The following is a 23,140-nucleotide window of genomic DNA, read 5'->3' as shown; positions in this document are numbered from 1 at the left end:
ACCTGCGATCAATTTTAAAAGCATGTCATGGACCAACCGGCTCATTGTCTTTAGTGGGGTAGGATTTGGTTCTGGTCTGGCACCTAAAGCGCCCGGAACTTTTGGTTCAGCTTTTGCACTTTTATTTGTACCCATCTGGCTCTACTTAGGTTTTGTAAATAGTCTTTTTGCCATTGTCATCATGTCCCTGATTGGCATATATATCTGTGGCCAAACTGCCAAGGTCATGGGTGTACATGATGATGGACGCATTGTCTGGGATGAGTTTGCAGGACAATCCATCACCTTTTTACCACTGATCTATTTAGCCCAGATGAACTGGTTATGGCTACTCATTGGTTTTGCCCTGTTCCGTTTATTTGATGTCTGGAAACCCTGGCCGATTCGGGTCATTGACCGTCAGGTTGGTGGTGGTTTTGGCATCATGCTGGATGACATTATCGCTGGCCTCTGGGCAGCACTTTGTATTTGGATTTATTTTTACTTTACGATGGCTTAAGCCATATCTAGGATTAGAACATGTCTACGACTGTGATTATTCTTGCTGCAGGTAAAGGAACCCGTATGCGTTCCAACTTACCGAAAGTATTACAACCGCTTGCAGGACGACCTTTACTCGGTCATGTGGTCGACACAGCAAAAAAACTCAATGCAGACAATATTATTACTATTTATGGTCATGGCGGTGAGCAAGTTCATTCCGCATTTGCAGACCAGGATATCCAGTGGGTAGAACAGGCTGAACAGCTTGGTACCGGTCATGCCGTACAAATGACACTACCTGTTTTGCCTAAAGATGGTATTTCACTAATCCTGTCGGGTGATGTCCCTTGTATTAGCCAGCAGACGCTTCAGAATCTGCTCGATGCTACTCAAGAGCAAGGCATTGGCCTAGTGACATTAACGCTTGCTGATGCCAGTGGTTATGGTCGTATTGTGCGTAAAGATGGTCAGATTCAAGCTATTGTTGAGCATAAAGATGCGACTGAAGAACAGCGTCAAATTAAAGAAATTAATACCGGTATTTATGCAGTCAGCAATGCCAAATTACATGAATGGCTACCACGTTTAAGCAATGACAATGCACAAGGTGAATATTACCTGACCGATATCGTGGCAATGGCACTGGCAGATGGTATGAGTGTTGCATCTGTAGAACCTGCGTTGGCTTTTGAAGTGGAAGGCGTCAATGACCGTGTGCAACTGGCTGCTTTAGAGCGTCAGTTCCAGGCTTATCAGGCTAAACAGCTGATGCAGCAAGGTGTACATCTGATTGACCCAAGCCGTTTTGACTTACGTGGTCAACTCACTGTTGGTAAAGATGTGCGGATCGATATCAATGTCATTATCGAAGGTGATTGCGAACTCGGTGATAATGTTGAAATCGGTGCAGGCTGCGTAATTAAAAATACCAAGATTGCTGCGGGTACTAAAGTTCAGCCATATAGCATCTTTGATCAGGCAATTGTGGGTGAAGAAGCACAGATTGGTCCATTTGCACGCTTGCGGCCAGGGGCAAAACTGGCAGCTGAAGTCCATATTGGTAACTTTGTTGAAGTGAAAAATTCTAGTATTGGTCTAGGTTCTAAGGCGAATCATTTCACTTACTTAGGTGATGCTGAAGTCGGTAGCGGTTCCAATATTGGTGCAGGGACGATTACCTGCAACTATGACGGTGCCAACAAATTTAAGACTATCATTGGGGATCATGCTTTTATTGGTTCTAACAGCTCTCTGGTTGCACCAGTCCAGATCGGTAATGGCGCGACAGTGGGAGCGGGTTCAACAATTACCCGTGATGTGGCAGAGAACAGTTTAGCGGTAGAACGTTCCAAGCAATTTGCCAAAGAAAACTATCAGCGTCCGCAAAAAATCAAGAAATAAGAGGAAGTTAGTATGTGTGGTATCGTCGGTGGCATCGCGGAACGTAATATCAGCAATATCTTAATTGAAGGCCTAAAACGTCTTGAATACCGTGGCTATGACTCTGCGGGTCTGGCCTTAATCAATAATAGCCAGGTGCTACGTGAACGCCGTGTGGGTAAAGTCGCGAACCTTGAACAAGCTGTTAATGAATCACAGATTAATGGTTCATTAGGCATCGCACATACACGCTGGGCAACTCATGGTAAACCGACTGAAAACAATGCTCATCCCCATATTTCGGGTAATGTTGCTGTGGTTCATAACGGTATCATTGAAAACTACCAGGAGCTGAAAGATGATCTTGAAGCTTTAGGCTATGTATTCACTTCACAAACTGATACTGAAGTGGTTGCACATCTGGTCAACGATGCACTGAAATCTACCCCTAGCCTGCTTGAAGCAGTACGTCAGGTCGTACCACAGCTGAAAGGCGCTTATGCACTCGGGATCGTACATACAGATCATCCAGATGAATTGATTACCGTACGTGAAGGTTCACCATTGGTGATTGGTGTAGGCATTGGCGAGAACTTTATCAGTTCTGACCAGCTTGCTTTATTACCGATCACGAATCGCTTTATCTATCTTGAAGAAGGTGATATTGCACGTCTGACCCGCACTACCATTGAAGTATTTGTGGATGGTCAACTGGTGGATCGCCCAGTCAAAGAACTGGATGCCACCGTGAGCAATGCTTCTAAGGGTGAATATAAGCACTACATGCTCAAAGAAATCTATGAGCAGCCTGAAGCCCTAAAACAGACCATTTCACAAGCCTTGAATGGCAATACACTGCGTGAAGATTTTCTGGTAAATGCTGAACAGGATTTTTCAAAAATCCAGCAGATTCAGATCATTGCCTGTGGTACCAGCTATCATGCCGGTATGATTGCCAAATACTGGTTTGAACAGCTGATTGATCTGCCTTGTCAGATCGAAATTGCCAGTGAATTCCGCTACCGTACGCCAGTGATTGTCAATAACACACTCTATGTATGTATTTCTCAGTCAGGTGAAACAGCCGATACCTTGGCCGCTCTGCGTGATACCCAAAAACGTGCTGTGTCAAAAGGTGTAAACATTACTACGATGACGATTTGTAATGTCGCTACATCTTCAATGGTACGTGAAACAGATTACAGCCTGCTGACTTTAGCGGGTCCTGAAATTGGTGTGGCTTCAACCAAAGCCTTTACCACCCAGCTCGCAGCTCTGATGTTACTGGTACTGAAAATTGGTACAGTGAAAAATGCCATTTCAGCTGAACAGATGACTGAGATCACCACTGGACTATGGCATATGCCTAAGGTACTTCTGGATACCTTAAGTCATAATGATGAAATTCTGCGTCTCTCTGAACTGTTTGTAGAGAAACAGCACTGTCTATTCCTAGGTCGTGGTACACACTTCCCGATCGCACTGGAAGGCGCACTTAAACTGAAGGAAATTTCCTACATTCATGCTGAAGGTTATGCAGCAGGTGAGCTGAAGCATGGTCCACTGGCTTTAGTAGATAATGATATGCCAGTAGTAATTCTAGCACCGCAAGATGACATGCTGGATAAACTGAAATCCAATATGGAAGAAGTTCAGGCACGTGGCGGTGAGCTCTTTGTTTTTGCTGATGAAAATAGCGGCATTAAAGCCAAAGAGCGCCAGCATGTCGTACATATTCCTGAAGTAAATGCTGTTTTAGCACCAATTGTTTATTGTATTCCAGTACAGCTACTGTCTTACCATGTGGCAGTCCTGCGTGGTACTGATGTTGACCAGCCACGTAATCTGGCAAAATCAGTAACAGTGGAATAATCCATAAAATTAGCCTGTTATATGAGGATATTGATTACTCTCATATAACAGGTTAACTATATATTTCTTAAATTTTGAATAAATATTTTAATCTTTAATATCCATATAGAATTTGAATTAAATGAATTCTTAACTGTCCTATTTAAAGGCACTTCAATAAATTTATTTACATAGTACCCAATGAAAATACAGATCACATATAAAAATAAAGCAAAATTAAGATTTTGAAAAAAATAATAGCTTATATATAATTTTGTTCCTATGACCAGGATAAAAGGATGGCTCAGGTAAATAGAATAAGACGTGTTCCCTAATCTATCTAGAATGTTAACAAATTTATGATAATGGTTTTTAAAAAAGCTTTCCAAACCAATCACACCAACCACACATAAAAAGGCTGGCACTCCTCTGTCCAAAGCACGACCAAATCCAGTTTCAAACACATTAAATATATTCTGAAAGAAAATAAATGCAGTTCCCAATAGAATCAGAATAATATTCAGCACAAAGTTTAAATTGCATTCTATATAAATGAGATATGCACAAATACCCAAGGCATACTCCAAAACAATTACATTAAAAAAGAATACTTTATCTAAATTTAATACCAATATCCCTACAGCAGGTAAAAAGGTTAATACCGCTATTAATGCAATATAATTTATTTTATTTCTAAAGAAATAGAGAGATAAAGCAAAAATGATATAGAAATAAACATCATAACTTAGGGTCCAGCCATTTTGAACAAGGAACTTATGCTCCCCTGGAATTAATAAATAAGAAGCTATAACATTTGTATATCCACCACTCATATTAATAAGGTCGGGGTTATATAAAAAAATACAAAGAGCCACAGTGGTAAAAAACCAATATAGAGGCAATATTCTTTGCATACGTCCTTTTAAAAATTTTATAGGGGTTATATTTTTTTTAGCTGTCGTTAAACAGATAATAAACCCAGACATCACAAAGAAAATATCAACACCAGGCCCTCTAAATCGATACCATTCTAAGGACAGGATATTATACTGATGAACTTTATTTTCTATATGACTGAGCAAGACAAAACTTGCAGCAATAAATCTCAATATATTAATTGAATATAATTTATTATTAGACATATTTTTCGTCCTTATAATTTTTCTAATACAATACTTTATTTTTCAAATGAAACATTATTTTAATATTATGTAACTAGCTGAATGGTAAAAATCTTTATTTGGGTTAGAATATATTTTTCAATTGTACTCTTAAATAATAAATTATGAAAAAACTTTCTTGTTTCAAAGCTTATGATATTCGCGGCAAGTTAGGTACCGAATTAAATGAAGATATTGCTTACCGCATTGGTCGTGCCTATGGACAGATTTATCAACCAAAAACCGTTGTAGTTGGCTGTGATGTACGCCTTACCAGTGAAGACTTAAAACAGGCGACCATTCGTGGTTTAAATGATGCGGGTGTCGATGTCCTCGATTTAGGCATGACCGGCACTGAAGAAGTTTACTTTGGTGCATTTCATCTGGATGTTCAGGGTGGTATTGAAATTACTGCCAGTCATAACCCGATGGATTATAACGGAATGAAACTGGTTCGTGAAAATGCTCGTCCGATTAGCGCAGATACCGGCCTTAAAGACATTCAGGCACTAGCTGAAAATAATGAATTCGCTGAAGTTACAAGTAAGGGTACGACAAAAAAATATAATATCCTGCCTGAATTTGTTGATCATCTGATGAGTTATATTGATCCAGCAAAAATCCGACCAATGAAGCTAGTGGTGAATGCAGGTAATGGTGCAGCAGGTCACGTGATTGATGCAATTGAGATTAAATTTAAAGAACTCAATATTCCAGTCGAATTTATTAAGATTCATCATGAGGCGGATGGTAATTTCCCAAATGGTATTCCTAACCCGATTCTGATTGAAAATCGTGCCAGTACACGTGATGCTGTGACTAAATATTCAGCTGACATGGGCATTGCGTGGGACGGCGATTTTGACCGTTGCTTCCTATTTGATGAAAAAGGTCAGTTTATTGAAGGCTATTATATTGTCGGTTTACTGGCACAGGCTTTCTTGCTAAAACAAGCTGGCGAAAAAATCGTGCATGATCCACGTCTGGTCTGGAATACTTTTGATATTGTCGAACAATATCAAGGAACAGCTATTCAGTCGAAATCAGGACATGCTTTTATTAAGGATGTCATGCGTGAACACAACGCAGCCTATGGCGGTGAAATGAGTGCTCATCACTATTTCCGTGACTTTGCTTATTGTGATAGTGGCATGATTCCATGGTTGCTTGCCATCGCGGTTTTATCTAAAACTGGAAAATCACTATCTTCTTTGGTTGAGGAAATGATTGCCAAATTCCCATGTTCGGGTGAAATCAACTTTAAAGTCGCAGATACTCAGGCGACGATCCAAAAAATCTTTGATCATTATGCCGACCAGCAACCAGAAATCGATCAGACAGATGGTGTCAGCCTGAACTTTGGGGGGTGGCGCTTTAACGTTCGTGCTTCCAATACTGAACCTTTACTACGCTTAAATATTGAAAGTCGTCGTGACCAGAACCCTCGTCCAATGCAGTCTTATGTAGATGAGCTCACCCAGTTAATTCAGGGATAATTCTACCCATTAGAAAAAACTTAAAAAAGTCCCTTCAGATTAGAAGAACTGTCCATTTTGAAGGGGCTTTTTATTATGAATATTGAAAATATTGTTTGAGCAGATCTATATCGATATTTGCCTTCACTTTTCTGGCAAATAGCATGCCTGATTGTTTCATCTTATCAAAATCAGACTCATCTAGAATTTTGGGGTAATCTGGTCCTGACATCCAGTCGATATATCTTAATCCCCCTTCAGATACTTGTTCCTTATCTTCTGGATGGTAAATTCTTTCCTGTAAATATGAATTCTGAATAATGGTATGGAAATAAACTTCATCGGCACACAGTGATTTTCTAAAGGCCAAATCATAGTCTTTATTATTTTTTATAAAGTCTAAAATATATTGAACCGCCTGATGGCTTAATATAAACCATAAAGATCCTTTATAGAGTTTCGGCAACCCTTCTATATTTTGAGTATATAAACCAAGTTTATGTAAAAAAATAATTAGCTTACATTTGATTTTTTCTAAAATTGATTTTTCTTTAATAAAAAAGAAGTCTGGATACAAATATTTAATCCGGTTTTTTGGATCTGCTTGAAGTTCATAACCGATATATTCCTGATCACTGCTTAAAAGATATTTTTCTATACTTTCAATAGACATTAATGGAATATCATCACCGGACAATAAAGAAAAATACTTATATTCAAATTGACTGGCATAATTTAAAAGTTTTAGAGTGGCCTTAATTTGAGTATAACCACCCCAATACACATCCACTCTTTCTGTCAAAAATTCTATTTGTGAGCTGCTTGGTAACGATTTTTTTATATGATCAAGATCTGATTTTCTATCTACATGAATTAAAATTTTACTATTAGGACTTTTAATCAGCTCATTTACAAGATAAACAAGTGGATTAGTTAATTGATGACACATAATCCCATAAATAAAATTCATATTTTATTATCCATATCCATGGGGATTCTGCTTTTGCCAGTTCCAACTATCAGCTAGCATATCCTCGAGAGTATAAGCAGCCGTCCATCCAAGTTCCTCTGTCGCACGGCGGCTATCTGCATAGAAGCTGGCCAAATCACCAGCTCGCCTTGGTGCATATTCAAATGCAATATTTATTCCATTTACTTGCTCAAAGGTATTCTTGATTGCCAGTACTGAAATAGGCTTTCCTGTACCGATATTCCAGGCACGACAACCCTTTTGTTGCAAACGGTTTTGAATTGCCAATACATGTGCTTTGGCCAGATCGACAACATGAATGAAATCCCGCTCACATGTCCCATCTTCAGTCGGATAATCATGACCAAAGATCGACAACTTTTCACGTCGCCCTACCGCCACCTGTGTAACAAACGGCATCAGGTTATTTGGGATACCTTGTGGATCTTCTCCGATCTGGCCACTTTTATGTGCGCCTACCGGATTAAAATAGCGCAGCAAGGCAATCGACCACTGTGGATTGGCTTGAGCAGTCTTCTCCAATAACTGTTCAACCACCATTTTGGTGTAGCCATAGTTATTGGTTGGCATGCCTAGAGGCATATCTTCCTGATAAGGTGAAGGGTTGAACTCACCATAGACTGTGGCTGAAGAACTGAAGACCAGACAGAAGACTCCAGCACGCTCCATGGCCTGTACCAGGCTAATTGAACCGGAAATATTATTTTCAAAATATTTAAGAGGGATTTGCTGGCTCTCACCCACTGCTTTTAAGCCAGCAAAATGAATTACCGCATCAATTGTATTTTCCTGGAATATTCGGTCTAGGATCTGACTGTCTCGAATATCACCTTCGACAAATTTCAGGCTTTTTTGAGCCAACTGCTGGACACGATTTAAAGACTCAACCGAGCTATTGGATAAATTATCTAATACTACGACGTCATGCCCCGTATTTAATAGTTCCAAGCAGGTATGTGAACCAATATAACCTGCTCCACCCGTTACTAAAATTTTAGCCATATCTTTCCTAATTCAATTTTAATCAAGCTTTTAGGATTTTAATCAAACCCTGGGTTGAACCATCTAAACCGCTAATATCAGTTTGCTCACCATTCAGTATAGGCAACAGCTGGTTGGCAATTTCTTTGCCTTTTTCTACGCCCCATTGGTCAAATGGATTAATATTCCACAGTACCGACTGCACAAAAACTTTATGCTCATATAACGCAATCAGCATTCCCAGACTATAAGGATTTAATTCCTGTAATAAAATAGTGCTGCTTGGCTGGTTGCCCTCATATTGTTTATAAGCTGGTAAACCCTGCAATTCAGTTTGATCCAAGGCATCATTACCAAATGCCAGTAAACGTGATTGTGCCAAACAGTTAGATAAAGCCAGATGATGCTGTTCAATCAAAGCATCAGCATTATCAACATAAGTATATTGTTGACTGTTATAACGTTTAACAGGAGCAATAAAATCACAGCTGACTGCTTGGGTGCCTTGATGTAACAGCTGATAAAAGGCATGTTGAGCATTTGGTCCAACTTCGCCCCAAATAATCGGACAAGTGTCGAGCTGTACTTTTTCACCATTGCGCTGGATGGATTTACCATTGGATTCCATTTCCAGTTGCTGCAAATAAGACGCGAAATATTTCAGACGTCCATCATAAGGCAAGATGGCATGGGTCTGAATATCCAGAAAATTTGTATTCCAGGCACCTAGTAAGCCCATTAATACTGGAATATTCTGTTCCAGAGGCTTGTACTGGAAATGCTGATCGACGGCATAAGCACCAGCAAGCAGTTGTTTAAAACCGTCCACTCCAATACTGAGTGCAATCGGCAAACCAATACACGACCAGAGAGAATAACGCCCACCGACCCAATCCCATAACAACAGCTGATTTTCAGGTGCAATTCCCCAGGCTGTCATTTTTTCAGGTTTAGTGGATACCCCAATAAAATGATGCTTCACAATAGAAGGATGCTGGCCTAAAGATTTTTCCAGCCATAAACGCACTGTTTGGGCATTGGATAAGGTATCAATCGTTCCAAATGACTTGGAAGAAATAATAAAAAGCGTGGTTTCTGGACGTAACTGATGAAGCAATTCAGATAGCTGACTACCATCCATCGTGGAAACGAAATGCACATTCAGGGGTTTGGCAGATTGATATTTGAAATCCGAGAGCGCATGACTAACCATTAACGGTCCTAGGTCAGATCCCCCTACCCCGATATTCACTACATCCTGAATGACTTCACCAGTAGCTCCACGGCGTTGTCCGGCATGAATCTGTTCGACCAAAGCATACATACGGTCTAGCTGGGCATGAACTTCAGCTGCCAGATCTTCATGCTGCTGGTCCTCTTTTGGCAAACGTAAGGCCCAGTGCATGGCTGCACGTTGTTCAGTATAGTTAATCGTCTGATTGGAAAATAAAGACCCGATCCAGGATCTTAGATTTTGTGTCTCTGCCCATTCAATCAGATGCTGCACAGCATCATGATTGACTCTATGTTTGCTATAGTCAAAAACTACCTGCTCAAATTGCACCGAGTATTGGTTAAACCGTTCAGGATCTGCTGCAAAGAGTTGGCGTAAATGGATCGATTTCAATTGTTCTTTTACAGAATTCAGCTTTTTATAAGCATTATTGGTATTCTGGTCTGATTTAAGCTGGTCTAACATCAACGTCCCACCCCGATATAATTAAAACCGCGTGACTTGATATAAGCAGGGTCATAGAGATTACGTCCATCCAGAATCAAAGGATGCTGCATCAACTTGCTGAGATAAGCATAATCCGGGCTACCATACTGTTTCCAGGCCGTGATTAAACATAATGCATCTGCATCTTCTACAGCATGATACTGGTCTTCACATAAAATTAAATCGGTACGTTGACCATAAATCTGCTCAATATTGGTCAAAGCCTGTGGATCATGCAATTTCACTGTCGCACCTTGTGCCCATAATGCTGCCAACATGGCATGTACTGGAGATTGCTGGATACTTGGAGTATTTTCCTTAAATGCAGCTCCCCAGATAGCGACTGTTTTTCCTTGCAGGTCTCCACGAAAATAATTCCATAGCTTTCGGAATAACAACTCTTTTTGTTGCTCATTGATATCCCAAACCTGTTCCAGTAACTGGTTTTTTACCCCTGAATCTGCCACAGCGTGGGTCAATGTCCGGATATCATGAGAAAAGTTTTCTCCACCAAAACCAACGCCAGGAAATAGATAAGCTGAACCAATACGATTGTCTGCCGCCATACCCTGACGGACCTGCTCAATATCAATCCCCAGTTTTTCCGCAACGCTTGCCAGATCATTCATATAACTAATGCGCGTAGCCAGCATGCCGGAAATACTCAGCTTGGTAAATTCTGCATCCAGAATAGACATAAATAGATATTGCTGGGCACGAGGGAACAAGGGACGTAACAGCTCTCTGACTTTGAGCTGCACATCTGACTGATCGCAACCTACAATCAGTTGAGTTGCTTGAACGAAACTGCGAATAGCATTTCCTTCCTGAATAATATCTGGAAGATAGACCCAGTCATCATTCGGTAAAAGTTGCTGGAATCGCGCTGTACCATGCAAACCAAAGGTGGATGCATTAATCATCAGTTTAGGGTGCGCAAAGCAGGCATGATGAATGGTATTTAACATCTGAAATGCCAGCTGCTCTTCTGTCGCATTAAAACTGAAGAAAAAGACATCCTGATTAAAATTTAGATGCTGAAAATCACAACAGTTTAAAAAACCAGATTTTTCCTGTTTGTGCAGCAATGACTGCAAGGATTCATCCTGAAAATAAGTCCGGGCCGGCTCATCTGCACTGAAGCTGTTACACCACACCACCTGATGACCACATTCAGACAAAAGGGCCGAAATGACCCCTGAGAATAAGGTTTTTCCTAATACTGCGACTTTCATAGTATCCCTTTTTTATTATAAGGCGAGTTCCTGAATCAATGCTTTAAATTCAGCACCGAGTTTGGGATGATCTACACCATAATGCAATACAGCCTTAAGATAGCCGAGCTTACTACCACAATCAAAGGTTTGACCTTTCATCCGATAAGCCTCGACAACTTCTGTTTGCTGCAATAGTGCAATCGCATCAGTCAACTGGATTTCATTGCCTGCCCCCTTCGGTGTCTGCTCCAGTAAATGCATAATCTTTGCAGGAAGGATATAACGGCCTACAACAGATAAATTCGACGGTGCCGTACCAATCGCCGGCTTTTCCACAATACCTTGCATCACCGTACTTTCACCTTCCGCAAGCGAAGCTGAAACATCCACAATCCCATATTGATCAACAAGATGATCGGGAACTGCCTCAACCATGATTTGCGATGCACGAGACTGTTCATAACGTTGAATCATACGAGACAGGTCATTTTGAGTATCTTGATCCTTAACCAGAACATCCGGTAACAGGACAGCGAAGTCATCATCACCAATGACAGCTTTAGCACAAAGCACGGCATGACCAAGACCTAAAGGCTGTGGCTGACGTACGCTAATCACACTAACATGAGGGGGTAAAATTTCAGTAATTTCTTTAAGTAAATCGGTTTTGTTTTTTTGCTCAAGTGTAGTTTCAAGTTCAAAATTACGATCAAAGTAATTTTCAATCGATGCTTTGGAAGAATGTGTTACCAAAATAATTTGCTCAATCCCCGCCGCAATTGCTTCTTTTACCACATATTCAATGGCCGGACGGTCAACTACCGTCACCATTTCTTTGGGAATGGATTTGCTGGCTGGTAAAAAACGTGTGCCAAGTCCTGCAACGGGGAGAATTGCTTTTTTAATCATGTTATTCAACCTAATTATTTCCAACTTCAATTTACTTTAATTTCCTGACCACGCTGATAACCATCGACATAATGTTCAAGCTGCATTAATGCCCAGTCCACATCACTCTGAGTCGCTGTCAGCACATGCATACGATTAAATACTTCCAGAATTTCAGCTAAAGGATAATGCTTTTCTACTGATCTTAAAATTCGCTTATGCGAAGTAATCTCTGTATTTTCCTGGTCAATTAACAACTCTTCATACAGCTTTTCACCTGGACGCAAGCCTGTATATTGAATTTCGATGTCACCATCGGGATTTTGACTGTCTTTCACCTTTAAGCCACTCAGTGAAATCATCTGACGGGCCAGATCCTGAATTCTTACCGGTTCTCCCATATCGAGCAGGAATACATCTCCACCTGTGCCTAGAGCCCCTGCCTGAATCACTAACTGCGAAGCTTCAGGAATCGTCATAAAGAAACGTGTGACTTCAGGGTCAGTGACAGTAATTGGACCACCCTTGGCAATCTGCTGTTTAAATAATGGGACAACCGAACCCGATGAGCCTAGGACATTTCCGAAACGCACAATACTGATCTGGGTTTGATTCTGTGCTTCCGCCATGGCCTGACAATAAAGCTCTGCCATACGTTTGGTAGCCCCCATCACATTGGTTGGACGTACTGCTTTATCAGTTGAAATCAGTACAAAAGTCTCGACGCCTTTTTTGACTGCTGCGTTGACACTAAAGGCCGTCCCTACCGCATTATTTTTCAAGCCGGCCAATGGATTACATTCTACTAAAGGAACATGCTTATAAGCAGCAGCATGATAGACGGTTTGAACGCCATATTGCTCAATGACCCGTTCCAGTTTACTTTCATCCACTACCGAACCAAGAATCGGAATAATTTCACAGCTGGCACTAAGACGTAATTCTTTATCAATACTATATAAAGCAAACTCTGTCAGCTCATAGATAATAAGTTTTACCGGTTGATTTTTAATAATTTGACGGCATAGCTCTGAACCAATGGAGCCCCCTGCCCCTGTAACCATCACGACTTTATCTTTAATATTTTTTTCTAGTAACTCCGCTACAGGGGGAACTGGATCACGCCCTAATAGGTCAATAATATCAACTTCCTGAATATCAGAAACTCGAATTTCACCATTGACCAGTTTAGTCAGCCCTGGAATTTCAGTAATTTTTAAATGTGCAGGTTCTAAGAATTTTACGATCTCGCTTTTACGGATACGTCCCACTGAAGGAAGTGCAATCAGAATTTCATCAATGCGAAGTTTGGTAAAAGATTTTAATGCAGTTTCTGGTGCATAAACTTGAATTCCGCCAATATTCTGACCATTCAATGAAGGATTATCATCAATAAACATTACTGGTAAATGTTCATTAGAACGATTTAAAGTTGCTGCAACTTGCTGTCCTGCATAACCTGCACCATAAATTGCAATCCGTTTTTTAGATATGCCTGCATATAAATAAGAGCGAACAATGAAGCGGATTATTCCCCGACTAAACCAGACCCAGGCAAACATCATGAAGCCAAACATCAAAGGAATAGAAGTAGGGATAAATGCATGGGTCGCATACGCAAGCAGATACAAACCAATGACTGCCAGAACAGTGGCCAGCCCTAATTTGACAATAAAAAATTCATTAAAAGTACGAACAATAAAACGATAAACGCCACAAACAAATAAAGCCAATACGGCAATGGCACTGACCCAAACTGTACCAAAAGGAATATTTGGAACGACTTCTGCACCTAGGTCAAATTGGCGAATAGCATAACAAAGCCAGATCAGTATAGGGAAAATACAAAAATCTAGAATCACTAGAAAGGTTTGTTTTGCCACACGAGGAGATTCAACCAAGGGAATTACAATAGATTTCATATATTTTCAGCACGTCATATCTTAATTTGAAGAAATCGTTATTAAGCCTTATGTTCCATAATACTTCCCACTTCTAGGAAAGTAGATGCACGAATAATATTATTACTTGCAACTTTCACACCTACACTTAAATGTGCAAAATGTTCAACTACTACGTCATGATCCAATAAAGTGCCTATATTTAAAATAACACCATCTTGAATAATTGTATTTGCTCCAATAACACACCCAGCCATAATACATACCCCTTGGCCAACTTTTACACTAGGAGAAATAACTGTATTAGGATGAATAATTTTGGTTAAAGGGATAGCTAAATCAAATAATAATTGGTGCCATTTTCTTCGTACTTGATTATTTCCAACAGCCACAATCGCATCAAAATTATTATGATCTATAGATTCAAGATTCTCAATATTCGAAATCATACTATAACATCCGGCCTGTTTCTGTTCAGGCCAGCGATCATCAACAAAATAAATACATTCCCATCGATCCAAAATTTGAGCAATCTCAGCAATAGATTGACCAAAGCCCCCTGCACCTAATATCAGTAAGTTTTTTTTAGGCATCAGGATTTCCTGCTTTTAATCTCACTGCAATGAAAATTAAAGGTAAATATGCAATTAATACACCTATCTCAGGATACGTCCACTGTTGCATCACCGTTAAGTACGCTATTGGGAACAACCATAGTAGATTAATTGCTACCACAACCAGAGTCACAGGTGTATGACTATTGCACTTACGCGACAAGATTTGATAGCTATGGCTACGATGTGCATCATACATTTTATAGCCATTTACAACTCGTTTTATCAGAGTGTAGGTAGCATCAACCACAAATACTCCTAAACATATAATCCATGCACAAAATAGCGCCAAGTTTTCTTTTAGAGCAATTAAGGCCAAAATACCCAGTGTCAAGCCAAGAAATCCACTACAAGCATCACCCATAAAAATTTTAGCTTTGGGAAAATTCCATAATAGAAAACCAAATACGCAGGCGGCTAATAACCAGAGCATGTCAGAGTTAAGTGAGGTATTCAGTAACAAATACAAAATTGCTATACTTACTGTCGTAGTAATAGCTTCGACACTGGCAATCCCATTAATCCCATCCATAAAGTTATATAAGTTTAATAACCATACCAAAAACAGTACAGCAATAATATTGGCAATAAAGCCCAGCTCTAAACTATTAAAAACGGTCACTTCAGCAAAACCACCCAAGCTGATCACCACGCCAATCGCCACTAAAAAATGTATGGCTAAGCGCAGCATGGAGTTGATATGGCCATGATCATCTAAAAAGCCCAGCAAAGCGATAACAAAACCTGCAACCATGAGGGTTAAACCTATATGTACTGTCAGCTGCTGGCTATACATTAAAATAATTAAAGCCAATAAGTAGCTACATACGACCGCAACACCGCCGCCTCGCGGCGTCGGTACACTGTGGGAGCTACGTTCATTAGGATTGTCTATAATATTTTTCTTTAGGGCGTAATGCCGCATATAACCTGTGAATAGTAATGTCAGTATAAAAAATACGATGCTCAGTGCAAAAATTGACATACGTGAATTACTCTTTCATTTTTAAATAATTTTGACCCGCTTGCAGCATCGCTTGCTGGGTACTCAATGGCGCTGTCCAACCCAACAGCTTTTGAGCTTTTGTAGTATCGACTTCTAGTGACTCAAATAACTGTTCATAGAGTTTAGATTTACCAATACATGCTGCGCCTAATTTCATAAGAGGTTGTGGGAGATAAATAAAACGTGCGGGTTTTCCCATGCCCTGCTTTAAGTATTGCACCAGCTCACGTGTAGAAATACGACTTTGATCTGCCACTAAAAATGTCTGATTGGCTGCATTCGGATGTTCAATACAGATTTGAATAAAATCTACCAAGTTTTCGAGTGCTACAAAACTGCGTCTGTTTTTTGTCCCTGCAAAAGGCAAAGGTAAATTGGTTGCAACTAATTTGAGCAGTCGAGCAAAGTTACCTGGTGCATGGGCCGCATAAACCAAGGGTGGCCGGATAATGACTAGCTCTGTTTCTGATCCAGCAAATAGTTTCTGCAGCTCTTGTTCTGCCTCTAACTTGGAGACAGCATAATCTGCATGAGGCTGTGCTGGAGCATCTTCTGTAAATGGTTGTTGTGAAGTCACTGAACCATTAACACCTATAGAGCTCATGAAAATAAAACGTTTTACTTTTTTATCCAGAGCCTGACGCGCTAATTGCAAAGTACCTTCTACATTCACTTTACGAAATTCGCTCAATGGATCTGTAGTTTGTTCATTTAGAATATGAGCACGGCCTGCCAAATGGATAACAACATCAATATCTTTAGACCATTGTATTGAGAAAATGTCATTCCCAACTAGTTGATGGATATCATTATGTAGTGTCTTTACCGCTTTTCTTGATAAGACGATTAACTCTAAGTTTCTATTATGGTGTAGTTTTTGTATTAATGTTTGCCCTACAAAGCCAGAGGCACCTGTAATTAATATCTTAATCATTATCTAGCCTCAAAGCTTTTATAAATTTCTCAAGTAAAACATCTTGATGGTAATATTTTTCTAAAATAACTCTCGGCGAATTTACACCACTTGCTAATTCACGCTCACAAATATCATCTATTAATCGTGCCAGCTGTCGCGGTTGATTTGATGACTCCACCCAACCAATTTGATGCTCTTTCACCATACATGCAACTTCTGCATTTTCATCCATAATAGCCAAAATTGGTCGATTTGCAGCCATACTAAAATAAGCCTTACTTGGTACCCCTAGTCCAAACATACCTTCCGCCAGAGTAACGATTGCAATATCACAAGAGCTCAAACCCAAACTACGCTGACTGCTTGGTAGCTCATTTATATAAGCAACCTTATTAGTTTGTTGATTATTCTCAATATAGGATTGAACTACTTCAACAGCACTCCCTCCCCCAATAAATAAAAATTTTGCTTGCGGATGTTTAACTAACTGGATTGCTTGGATTAAATGATCAATTCCTTGTACTCGCCCAATATTTCCAAAAAATTGAAAGACAATATCTTTTTCCCAGTTTAGTTTTTTTATAAGTTCTGAGTCATTTTTATTTAGTAATTCTATTTCTTTAAAATCGACCCAATTCGGGATAACTGTAATAGCTTTTTCATATTTTTTTTGGCGTAATATTGTTTCCATATCACGACCAATTACAATAATATGGTCAGCCTGCGCATAGATCAGATTAAAAATAGTATTAAGTATTTTATAAATTATGGAGTGCTTCTTTAACAGACCTGCAGGCACGAGATTCTGAGGAAATACATCATGTACTAGAAGATGCCATTGAAAAGGTTTAAATATTTTTAATATTGCAATCAATACCATTAAAAATAATGGATTTGTACCAGAGACAATTTTTGTACCCGCATGTAAATTACCTTTTATTTTTTTATAAAACAAATAGGTTTGTTTAACTTGCCCCCACACTCTAGAAGCCAAGCTATTTTTATTATATTCAGGTGAGCTAAAAAGATTAAGATTCACCTTCTTATCAAAGTACTTTACAACATCTTGCTCATTAACAGGTGCAATCACAGATATATCATCTGTGATTGCACTTTGCGCCATCTTTTGAATAATCTTATACCAGAAGTAACCTGTCGAGTTTTGTTCAGGTAAAATAAATTCTGAAATAACGAGAATTTTTTTCACAATATGAGCCTTAATACTTCTTCCACACCACACGGTTCACGTAATCGGTATAGCTTAGAATAATACGAGCCACCTTCTCACTCACATTTGGCATACTATAGTCTGCCACCAGACGTAGCAGTCGATCTTCACCACGAGGTTGATGGTCTAGAATTTCTAAGCCTTGCAAAATACGCTCTGCCGTTAGGCCCACCATCATCACGGCAGCCTCTTCCATCCCTTCTGGACGCTCATGTGCCTGACGCAAGTTCAAAGCAGGGAAATTTAGAATTGAAGATTCTTCATTAATGGTGCCACTGTCCGATAAAGTTGCTTTGGCAGAAAGTTGCAGCTTATTGTAATCACTAAACCCAAGTGGTTTTAATAACTGAATAAGTGGATGAAACTCAATATTCAGCTCTTCAATGCGCTTACGCGTGCGTGGATGTGTTGAAACAATTACAGGATACTGATACTTCTCTGCAACTGAATTCAGCATTTGAACCAGGTCTAAAAAGTTTTGATCAGAGTTAATATTCTCTTCACGATGCGCGCTGACAATAAAATATTGATGCTCTTTTAAACCTAAACGTGCTAATACATCTGAAGCTTCAATTTTAGCTTTATAGTGATGTAGCACCTCAAACATCGGGCTGCCGGTTTTAATCACCTGATCTGCGGATAAGCCTTCAGCAAGCAAATAATCACGCGCAATTGTACTATAGGTTAAATTAATGTCAGCAGTATGATCAACAATACGACGGTTAATTTCTTCGGGTACACGCATATCAAAGCAACGGTTTCCTGCTTCCATGTGGAAAGTCGGAATCTTACGACGCTTGGCAGGAATGACCGCCATACAGCTATTGGTATCACCTAATACAAGTAAGGCTTCTGGCTGGACTTCTTCCAAAACTTTATCGACTGCAATAATGACATTACCAATCGTTTCAGCACCGGTTGCACCCGCAGCATTTAAAAAATGATCTGGCTTACGAATACCTAAATCGGTAAAGAAAATTTCATTCAGTTCATAATCATAGTTTTGACCTGTATGTACTAATACATGATCAAAATATTTATCACAGGCTGTCATTACTCGGGATAAACGGATAATTTCAGGGCGTGTACCTACAACTGTCATTAATTTTAGTTTTTTCACAATTTCAACTCTTAATTCGTTAATGGCATAGCATACGTATCTGGTTTTTCACGATCAAATATTTCATTTGCCCACAACATCACCACCATTTCATCTTCACCAATATTGGTAATGTCATGCGTCCAGCCTGGTACAGTTTCTACAATTCGTGGTTCATCACCACACGTTTCAAGCTCATAGAACTCGCCTGTCACTACATGCTTAAACTTAAATAATGCCTTACCTTTAATGACCAAAAACTTTTCTGTTTTGGTGTGATGATAATGCCCACCACGGGTAATACCTGGGTGTGCGGTAAAGTAAGAAAATTGTCCTGCATCTGGTGTTTTTAGCATTTCTACAAATACACCGCGTTGGTCACCATATTTAGGTACACTATAGTCAAATTGTTCAGGTTTTAAGAAACTTAAATACGTCGAATATAAAGCGCGAGTTACACCTGTGCCGACTCGATCTGTAATTAAACTTTCACGGGACTGTTTAAAACCTGCCAAGGTTTTTGCTAAATCACCCACGCTAATTTGGTATTCAGGCTGGATGGCAAAAACTTGCTCTACCTGCTGCGTACCTTGAATAATATTCCAGAATGATTCCACCACATCATCTACATAGACCAAACGGATCATGGCATTTTCATCATGAATCTGAATAGGTAAGTCATGTGCAGTGTTGTAACAAAAGGTCGCCACAGCCGAGTTATAGTTAGGACGTGACCATTTACCAAATACATTGGCTAAACGGCAAATATATACAGGATTGCCTTGTTGCTGATTTAGCTCTAATAATACCTGCTCACCACCGAGTTTACTCTGCCCGTAGGCATTGTCACGTTCTGCCTGAATTGATGAAGAAAGAATAACCGGAGTCTGCTTTTTTGCCTGCTTGAGAATATCTGCAATTTTCTGGGTAAGGGTGATATTCCCCTCAATAAATTCTTGCTCATTTAAAGGGCGGTTAATACCTGCTAAATGCACAATCCAGTCTGCAGCAAGTACCGATTGTTCTAGCTCTGCTGGAGTAGAATTACGGTTAAATTTTAAAACTTCAACTTCTGGCTTTTCAGCCAAAAACTGAATCAGATTTTTTGCAATAAAGCCGTTTGAACCGGTAACTAGAATATTCATGTTTAAGCCTCTGGATCTACATATTGACCTTGAGTTAAAGCACGTACGAATTCGAGTTTTAATAATAACTTTTTCATACCTTCAACATCCAAGCGTTCAGTATTATGCGAGTTATAATCTTCAAATTCTGTAATTTTTGAGTCACCTTCTTCTACATATTTTTCATAGTTCAGATCGCGTTGATCTGCTGGTACTCGGAAGTAATAACCCTGATCTATGGCGACAACCATTTCTTCACGGCTAAGTAGTGCTTCATAGGCTTTCTCGCCATGACGTGTACCCATGATTGAAACTGGATGTTCTTCTACATTCAGCAATTCTTTTAATGCCTGTGCCAAGACTTCAATGGTTGCTGCCGGTGCTTTTTGTACAAAAATATCACCATTTTCACCGTGTTCAAACGCATATAAAACTAAATCAACTGCGTCTTCCAAAGTCATCATGAAACGAGTCATGTTAGGGTCTGTAATGGTAAGCGGTTTACCTTGACGAATTTGATCTACAAATAGTGGAATGACTGAACCTCGAGATGCCATGACATTACCGTAACGTGTACCACAAATTACAGTTTCTAGTTCTTCTAGGTTACGTGACTTTGCCACCATGACTTTTTCCATCATGGCTTTAGAAATACCCATTGCATTGATTGGGTAAACAGCTTTGTCTGTACTTAGGCAAACCACACGTTTTACACGGTTTTGAATCGCAGCTTCCAATACATTTTCCGTACCCAGCACATTGGTTTTAACCGCTTCCATAGGGTGGAATTCACAAGATGGTACTTGTTTAAGTGCAGCCGCATGGTAAATATAATCTACCCCCCGCGTTGCATTCAATACACTGTTATAATCGCGTACATCACCAATATAGAATTTAAGCTTAGATGACTGGTATTTCTTACGCATATCATCTTGCTTTTTTTCATCACGGCTAAAAATACGGATTTCTTTAATATCTGTTTCTAAAAAGCGTTTTAGAACAGCATTTCCGAATGAACCTGTGCCGCCTGTAATGAGTAGGGTTTTATTGCCAAACATAGAAGTACTCTAAATTAAAATTCAAATATATTTAATAAACTGGTTATATCTAACTTCATCAGTATTCTGAGAAATTAACTCACTTATATCATCTTGAAGATTTTCAAAGTTATCAAAACAATATTGAATATTTGATACAACTTCATCATAGGTCTCAGACTTAAATATCGCAGCATGCTCAAAAAAATTGGGCATTCCATGTACAACTAGAGGCATTCCTAAACTCATAAGCCTAAAAGTTTTATTCGCCATAGTAACAGCTTCTGTGGATTTCACATTCGCCCTATAGGGCATTAAGCCCATGAAAAAACTGCTAACTCCTGAAAGCTCCGTTAAATTAACTGGTTTGTGATAATAAATATTATCGGCCTTACAAAGCTCCGAAACTGTATTTTTCACACTATCATCTAAAGGTCCTACAAAATAAAAATTAAAATCTTTTAACTTAGCTGAGAGAAAAATCACAAGGTTAAAGTCAATGACTGAGTTAATACTCGCCCAAATTACAATATTCTTATTTTTTTTATACAAATTTGGTCTTACATAATAATTTTCAGTCCATGGAAAAAATAAATTCACCTGACAATTTAAATTTTTAATTTGATTAAATAATGGATAAGAAACTGTCAAGTTAGTGTCACTATTTATTAAAGTTTCCCTCATGATCTCTTTAACATGAGCACCTTTTAAAAATTTAGCTTGTGCAATGAAGTCATCATTGATCAAGGTAATTATTTTATTTTTTGGAAATAAATATCTTAAAAAGAAGTAATCATAATTAAAGTTTACGATTATATCCTCATCCTGTATATCTTTAAGTGAGCTTAGAATCTGTCTAGCTTCATATTTAGCATTGATACCTGCAATTAAATTAAACAATCTTAATTGATGATGAATTAATTGTTTAGTTTGACGAATTTCTACATCATCATTAATTTTTTTATTGATCAGTTTTTTTGAGGAAGATAAAAAATAATCTGGCTTTTGATAAAATATGACCTTATGACCAAATTTCACTAACAAATTGGCAAGTTGGTGTCTAATTCTAGGGGTTTCATCATACATAGATTTAGAGAAAAAAATGAATTTCATATTTTACCTATTTTCAAGTTTCGATGTAATAATTTTTTGAGTATCCGCACCTGCCAATACATTTACACCATTTTCAATCAGTTCGACCCATTCAGTTTGATCACGCATAGTAATACAATGGCTTTTTAAAGAAAAACCTCATTTTGTACACCACCACTATCAGAAACAACTGCGCTACAATGTTTAACTAACCAAAGCATTTCCAAATAGCCAACAGGCTCTAATACGATCATCTCAAGTTTCAACCCCTGGTGAATATAATTTAATGCATCAACTATTGCTTTTAAGTGTATAGAGTCATCTGTATTTTCAGCTCGATGTAAAGTTGCCACAATAAAGTCATGCTCAGGCACATTTTTAAGTGCTTCACCCTTTACAGCACGCTCTGCAAAGAACATTGATAAATCCTGCATGACATCACCAACATTAAAAATTTGAACAGGTTTTTGATCAAATCCTCTATTTTTTAAATTTTAACCGCAGTTTCTGTGGGGCAAAACAAAATATCACCAACATGATCGGTTAAAATACGATTGATCTCTTCTGGCATACGCATATTAAAGCTACGTAAACCAGCTTCAATATGGGCAACTGGTATATGTAGCTTAGATGCAGCCAAGGCACCTGCCAAAGTTGAGTTGGTATCACCATACAGAATTAAACGATCTAGTTTTTCTTTCAAACAAATTCTTTCAATAGCCTCAAGCATCCGCCCAGTCATTACTCCATGACTACTACTATTAATATCTAACTGATAATGTGGCCGTGGAATATCTAATTGTTCAAAAAAATATTCGACATATTCGCATCAAAATGCTGTCCAGTATGAATAATTTTCTCTTCTAAGCCAGCTGCTTTTTCAATTTCAGCTGAAACTACGCTTGCTTTGATAAACTGTGGTCGTGCACCAATAACGGTAAGAATTTTCAAGGTAAACTCCTATAAAGATAAATACA

At 38.9% G+C, this 23,140-nt stretch carries 22 protein-coding genes; 4 read left to right on the top strand and 18 right to left on the bottom strand.

Features of this window, described 5'->3' with window-relative positions; translation table 11 throughout:
- Positions 1-22: 22 nt before the first annotated feature.
- From AC4MCD_RS00570 to glmS, 3 genes are read left to right on the top strand one after another with little or no spacing between them, the layout of a single operon-like run.
- Positions 23-499: a phosphatidylglycerophosphatase A family protein gene (locus AC4MCD_RS00570; protein WP_180014450.1), complete on the top strand. Its 477-nt coding sequence runs from the start codon at positions 23-25 to the stop codon at positions 497-499.
- Positions 500-519: 20 nt separating this feature from the next.
- Complete coding sequence (glmU, locus tag AC4MCD_RS00565) at positions 520-1,884, top strand: bifunctional UDP-N-acetylglucosamine diphosphorylase/glucosamine-1-phosphate N-acetyltransferase GlmU (protein ID WP_491876387.1); 1,365 nt, start codon at positions 520-522, stop codon at positions 1,882-1,884.
- A gap of 12 nt (positions 1,885-1,896) precedes the next feature.
- The gene (gene glmS / locus AC4MCD_RS00560) at positions 1,897-3,735 is read left to right on the top strand and encodes a glutamine--fructose-6-phosphate transaminase (isomerizing) (protein WP_491876386.1); all 1,839 of its coding nucleotides are present in this window, start codon (positions 1,897-1,899) and stop codon (positions 3,733-3,735) included.
- A 56-nt stretch (positions 3,736-3,791) separates the two neighbouring features.
- Here glmS and AC4MCD_RS00555 read toward each other — a convergent pair whose 3' ends face one another.
- Positions 3,792-4,856 (bottom strand): acyltransferase family protein, encoded by a 1,065-nt coding sequence (locus tag AC4MCD_RS00555; RefSeq protein ID WP_491876385.1) that lies wholly within the window; start codon positions 4,854-4,856, stop codon positions 3,792-3,794.
- Positions 4,857-4,999: 143 nt separating this feature from the next.
- Between AC4MCD_RS00555 and AC4MCD_RS00550 the strand changes: the two genes are divergently transcribed.
- Positions 5,000-6,370 carry a phosphohexomutase domain-containing protein gene (locus AC4MCD_RS00550; protein WP_491876384.1) on the top strand — a complete coding sequence of 457 codons (1,371 nt, stop codon included), beginning with the start codon at positions 5,000-5,002 and terminating at the stop codon, positions 6,368-6,370.
- Between the two features lie 73 nt (positions 6,371-6,443).
- Here AC4MCD_RS00550 and AC4MCD_RS00545 read toward each other — a convergent pair whose 3' ends face one another.
- The 17 genes from AC4MCD_RS00545 to AC4MCD_RS00465 form a co-directional block, all read right to left on the bottom strand.
- On the bottom strand, positions 6,444-7,319 hold the full coding sequence (locus AC4MCD_RS00545) for a beta-1,6-N-acetylglucosaminyltransferase (protein ID WP_491876383.1): 876 nt from the start codon (positions 7,317-7,319) through the stop codon (positions 6,444-6,446).
- A gap of 6 nt (positions 7,320-7,325) precedes the next feature.
- On the bottom strand, positions 7,326-8,342 hold the full coding sequence (gene galE / locus AC4MCD_RS00540) for a UDP-glucose 4-epimerase GalE (protein ID WP_491876382.1): 1,017 nt from the start codon (positions 8,340-8,342) through the stop codon (positions 7,326-7,328).
- 22 nt (positions 8,343-8,364) lie between these two features.
- Positions 8,365-10,020, bottom strand: coding sequence for a glucose-6-phosphate isomerase (pgi, locus tag AC4MCD_RS00535; protein WP_491876381.1), 1,656 nt, complete (start codon positions 10,018-10,020; stop codon positions 8,365-8,367).
- Positions 10,020-11,276 carry a nucleotide sugar dehydrogenase gene (locus tag AC4MCD_RS00530; protein WP_491876380.1) on the bottom strand — a complete coding sequence of 419 codons (1,257 nt, stop codon included), beginning with the start codon at positions 11,274-11,276 and terminating at the stop codon, positions 10,020-10,022. Before AC4MCD_RS00530 ends, pgi begins: the two co-directional genes overlap by 1 nt.
- A gap of 15 nt (positions 11,277-11,291) precedes the next feature.
- Entirely contained in the window at positions 11,292-12,167 is an 876-nt protein-coding gene (gene galU / locus AC4MCD_RS00525) for a UTP--glucose-1-phosphate uridylyltransferase GalU (RefSeq protein WP_491876379.1), read from the bottom strand.
- Between the two features lie 26 nt (positions 12,168-12,193).
- Complete coding sequence (locus tag AC4MCD_RS00520) at positions 12,194-14,068, bottom strand: polysaccharide biosynthesis protein (RefSeq protein ID WP_491876378.1); 1,875 nt, start codon at positions 14,066-14,068, stop codon at positions 12,194-12,196.
- 41 nt (positions 14,069-14,109) lie between these two features.
- Positions 14,110-14,640 (bottom strand): acetyltransferase, encoded by a 531-nt coding sequence (locus tag AC4MCD_RS00515; RefSeq protein WP_491876377.1) that lies wholly within the window; start codon positions 14,638-14,640, stop codon positions 14,110-14,112.
- Positions 14,633-15,646: an MraY family glycosyltransferase gene (locus AC4MCD_RS00510; protein WP_491876376.1), complete on the bottom strand. Its 1,014-nt coding sequence runs from the start codon at positions 15,644-15,646 to the stop codon at positions 14,633-14,635. Before AC4MCD_RS00510 ends, AC4MCD_RS00515 begins: the two co-directional genes overlap by 8 nt.
- A gap of 7 nt (positions 15,647-15,653) precedes the next feature.
- Complete coding sequence (locus AC4MCD_RS00505) at positions 15,654-16,601, bottom strand: NAD-dependent epimerase/dehydratase family protein (RefSeq protein WP_491876375.1); 948 nt, start codon at positions 16,599-16,601, stop codon at positions 15,654-15,656.
- Entirely contained in the window at positions 16,594-17,790 is a 1,197-nt protein-coding gene (locus AC4MCD_RS00500; RefSeq protein WP_491876374.1) for a glycosyltransferase family 4 protein, read from the bottom strand. The genes AC4MCD_RS00505 and AC4MCD_RS00500 overlap by 8 nt, the downstream gene beginning before the upstream one ends.
- Before the next feature lie 10 nt (positions 17,791-17,800).
- Positions 17,801-18,931, bottom strand: a complete 1,131-nt coding sequence (gene wecB, locus AC4MCD_RS00495) for a non-hydrolyzing UDP-N-acetylglucosamine 2-epimerase (RefSeq protein WP_491876373.1) — start codon at positions 18,929-18,931, stop codon at positions 17,801-17,803.
- A gap of 11 nt (positions 18,932-18,942) precedes the next feature.
- Complete coding sequence (gene wbjC, locus AC4MCD_RS00490) at positions 18,943-20,055, bottom strand: UDP-2-acetamido-2,6-beta-L-arabino-hexul-4-ose reductase (protein ID WP_491876372.1); 1,113 nt, start codon at positions 20,053-20,055, stop codon at positions 18,943-18,945.
- A gap of 2 nt (positions 20,056-20,057) precedes the next feature.
- Positions 20,058-21,092: a polysaccharide biosynthesis protein gene (locus AC4MCD_RS00485; RefSeq protein WP_491876371.1), complete on the bottom strand. Its 1,035-nt coding sequence runs from the start codon at positions 21,090-21,092 to the stop codon at positions 20,058-20,060.
- Positions 21,093-21,113: 21 nt separating this feature from the next.
- Positions 21,114-22,184: a hypothetical protein gene (locus tag AC4MCD_RS00480; RefSeq protein ID WP_491876370.1), complete on the bottom strand. Its 1,071-nt coding sequence runs from the start codon at positions 22,182-22,184 to the stop codon at positions 21,114-21,116.
- A 125-nt stretch (positions 22,185-22,309) separates the two neighbouring features.
- Positions 22,310-22,597 carry a UDP-N-acetylglucosamine 2-epimerase gene (locus tag AC4MCD_RS00475; RefSeq protein WP_491876369.1) on the bottom strand — a complete coding sequence of 96 codons (288 nt, stop codon included), beginning with the start codon at positions 22,595-22,597 and terminating at the stop codon, positions 22,310-22,312.
- Positions 22,598-22,650: 53 nt separating this feature from the next.
- Positions 22,651-22,929, bottom strand: coding sequence for a UDP-N-acetylglucosamine 2-epimerase (locus AC4MCD_RS00470; RefSeq protein ID WP_491876823.1), 279 nt, complete (start codon positions 22,927-22,929; stop codon positions 22,651-22,653).
- A 29-nt stretch (positions 22,930-22,958) separates the two neighbouring features.
- Complete coding sequence (locus AC4MCD_RS00465; protein ID WP_491876368.1) at positions 22,959-23,114, bottom strand: hypothetical protein; 156 nt, start codon at positions 23,112-23,114, stop codon at positions 22,959-22,961.
- Positions 23,115-23,140: the final 26 nt, after the last annotated feature.

The organism is Acinetobacter sp. CAU_H_78, from assembly GCF_058599365.1.
Note: the sequence above shows the minus strand (reverse complement) of the source record. Positions and strands in the feature narration are given on the sequence as shown.

Excerpts from the sequence above, each read along its gene's own strand:
- AC4MCD_RS00545 (WP_491876383.1), bottom strand. The coding sequence starts at position 7,319 with ATGAATTTTATTTATGGGATTATGTGTCATCAATTAACTAATCCACTT.
- galE (WP_491876382.1), bottom strand. The coding sequence starts at position 8,342 with ATGGCTAAAATTTTAGTAACGGGTGGAGCAGGTTATATTGGTTCACAT.
- wbjC (WP_491876372.1), bottom strand. The coding sequence starts at position 20,055 with ATGAATATTCTAGTTACCGGTTCAAACGGCTTTATTGCAAAAAATCTG.
- AC4MCD_RS00485 (WP_491876371.1), bottom strand. The coding sequence starts at position 21,092 with ATGTTTGGCAATAAAACCCTACTCATTACAGGCGGCACAGGTTCATTC.
- glmS (WP_491876386.1), top strand. The coding sequence starts at position 1,897 with ATGTGTGGTATCGTCGGTGGCATCGCGGAACGTAATATCAGCAATATC.
- glmU (WP_491876387.1), top strand. The coding sequence starts at position 520 with ATGTCTACGACTGTGATTATTCTTGCTGCAGGTAAAGGAACCCGTATG.
- AC4MCD_RS00530 (WP_491876380.1), bottom strand. The coding sequence starts at position 11,276 with ATGAAAGTCGCAGTATTAGGAAAAACCTTATTCTCAGGGGTCATTTCG.
- AC4MCD_RS00520 (WP_491876378.1), bottom strand. The coding sequence starts at position 14,068 with ATGAAATCTATTGTAATTCCCTTGGTTGAATCTCCTCGTGTGGCAAAA.
- AC4MCD_RS00480 (WP_491876370.1), bottom strand. The coding sequence starts at position 22,184 with ATGAAATTCATTTTTTTCTCTAAATCTATGTATGATGAAACCCCTAGA.
- galU (WP_491876379.1), bottom strand. The coding sequence starts at position 12,167 with ATGATTAAAAAAGCAATTCTCCCCGTTGCAGGACTTGGCACACGTTTT.
- AC4MCD_RS00475 (WP_491876369.1), bottom strand. The coding sequence starts at position 22,597 with ATGCAGGATTTATCAATGTTCTTTGCAGAGCGTGCTGTAAAGGGTGAA.
- AC4MCD_RS00510 (WP_491876376.1), bottom strand. The coding sequence starts at position 15,646 with ATGTCAATTTTTGCACTGAGCATCGTATTTTTTATACTGACATTACTA.
- pgi (WP_491876381.1), bottom strand. The coding sequence starts at position 10,020 with ATGTTAGACCAGCTTAAATCAGACCAGAATACCAATAATGCTTATAAA.
- AC4MCD_RS00555 (WP_491876385.1), bottom strand. The coding sequence starts at position 4,856 with ATGTCTAATAATAAATTATATTCAATTAATATATTGAGATTTATTGCT.
- AC4MCD_RS00515 (WP_491876377.1), bottom strand. The coding sequence starts at position 14,640 with ATGCCTAAAAAAAACTTACTGATATTAGGTGCAGGGGGCTTTGGTCAA.
- AC4MCD_RS00550 (WP_491876384.1), top strand. The coding sequence starts at position 5,000 with ATGAAAAAACTTTCTTGTTTCAAAGCTTATGATATTCGCGGCAAGTTA.
- AC4MCD_RS00505 (WP_491876375.1), bottom strand. The coding sequence starts at position 16,601 with ATGATTAAGATATTAATTACAGGTGCCTCTGGCTTTGTAGGGCAAACA.
- AC4MCD_RS00570 (WP_180014450.1), top strand. The coding sequence starts at position 23 with ATGTCATGGACCAACCGGCTCATTGTCTTTAGTGGGGTAGGATTTGGT.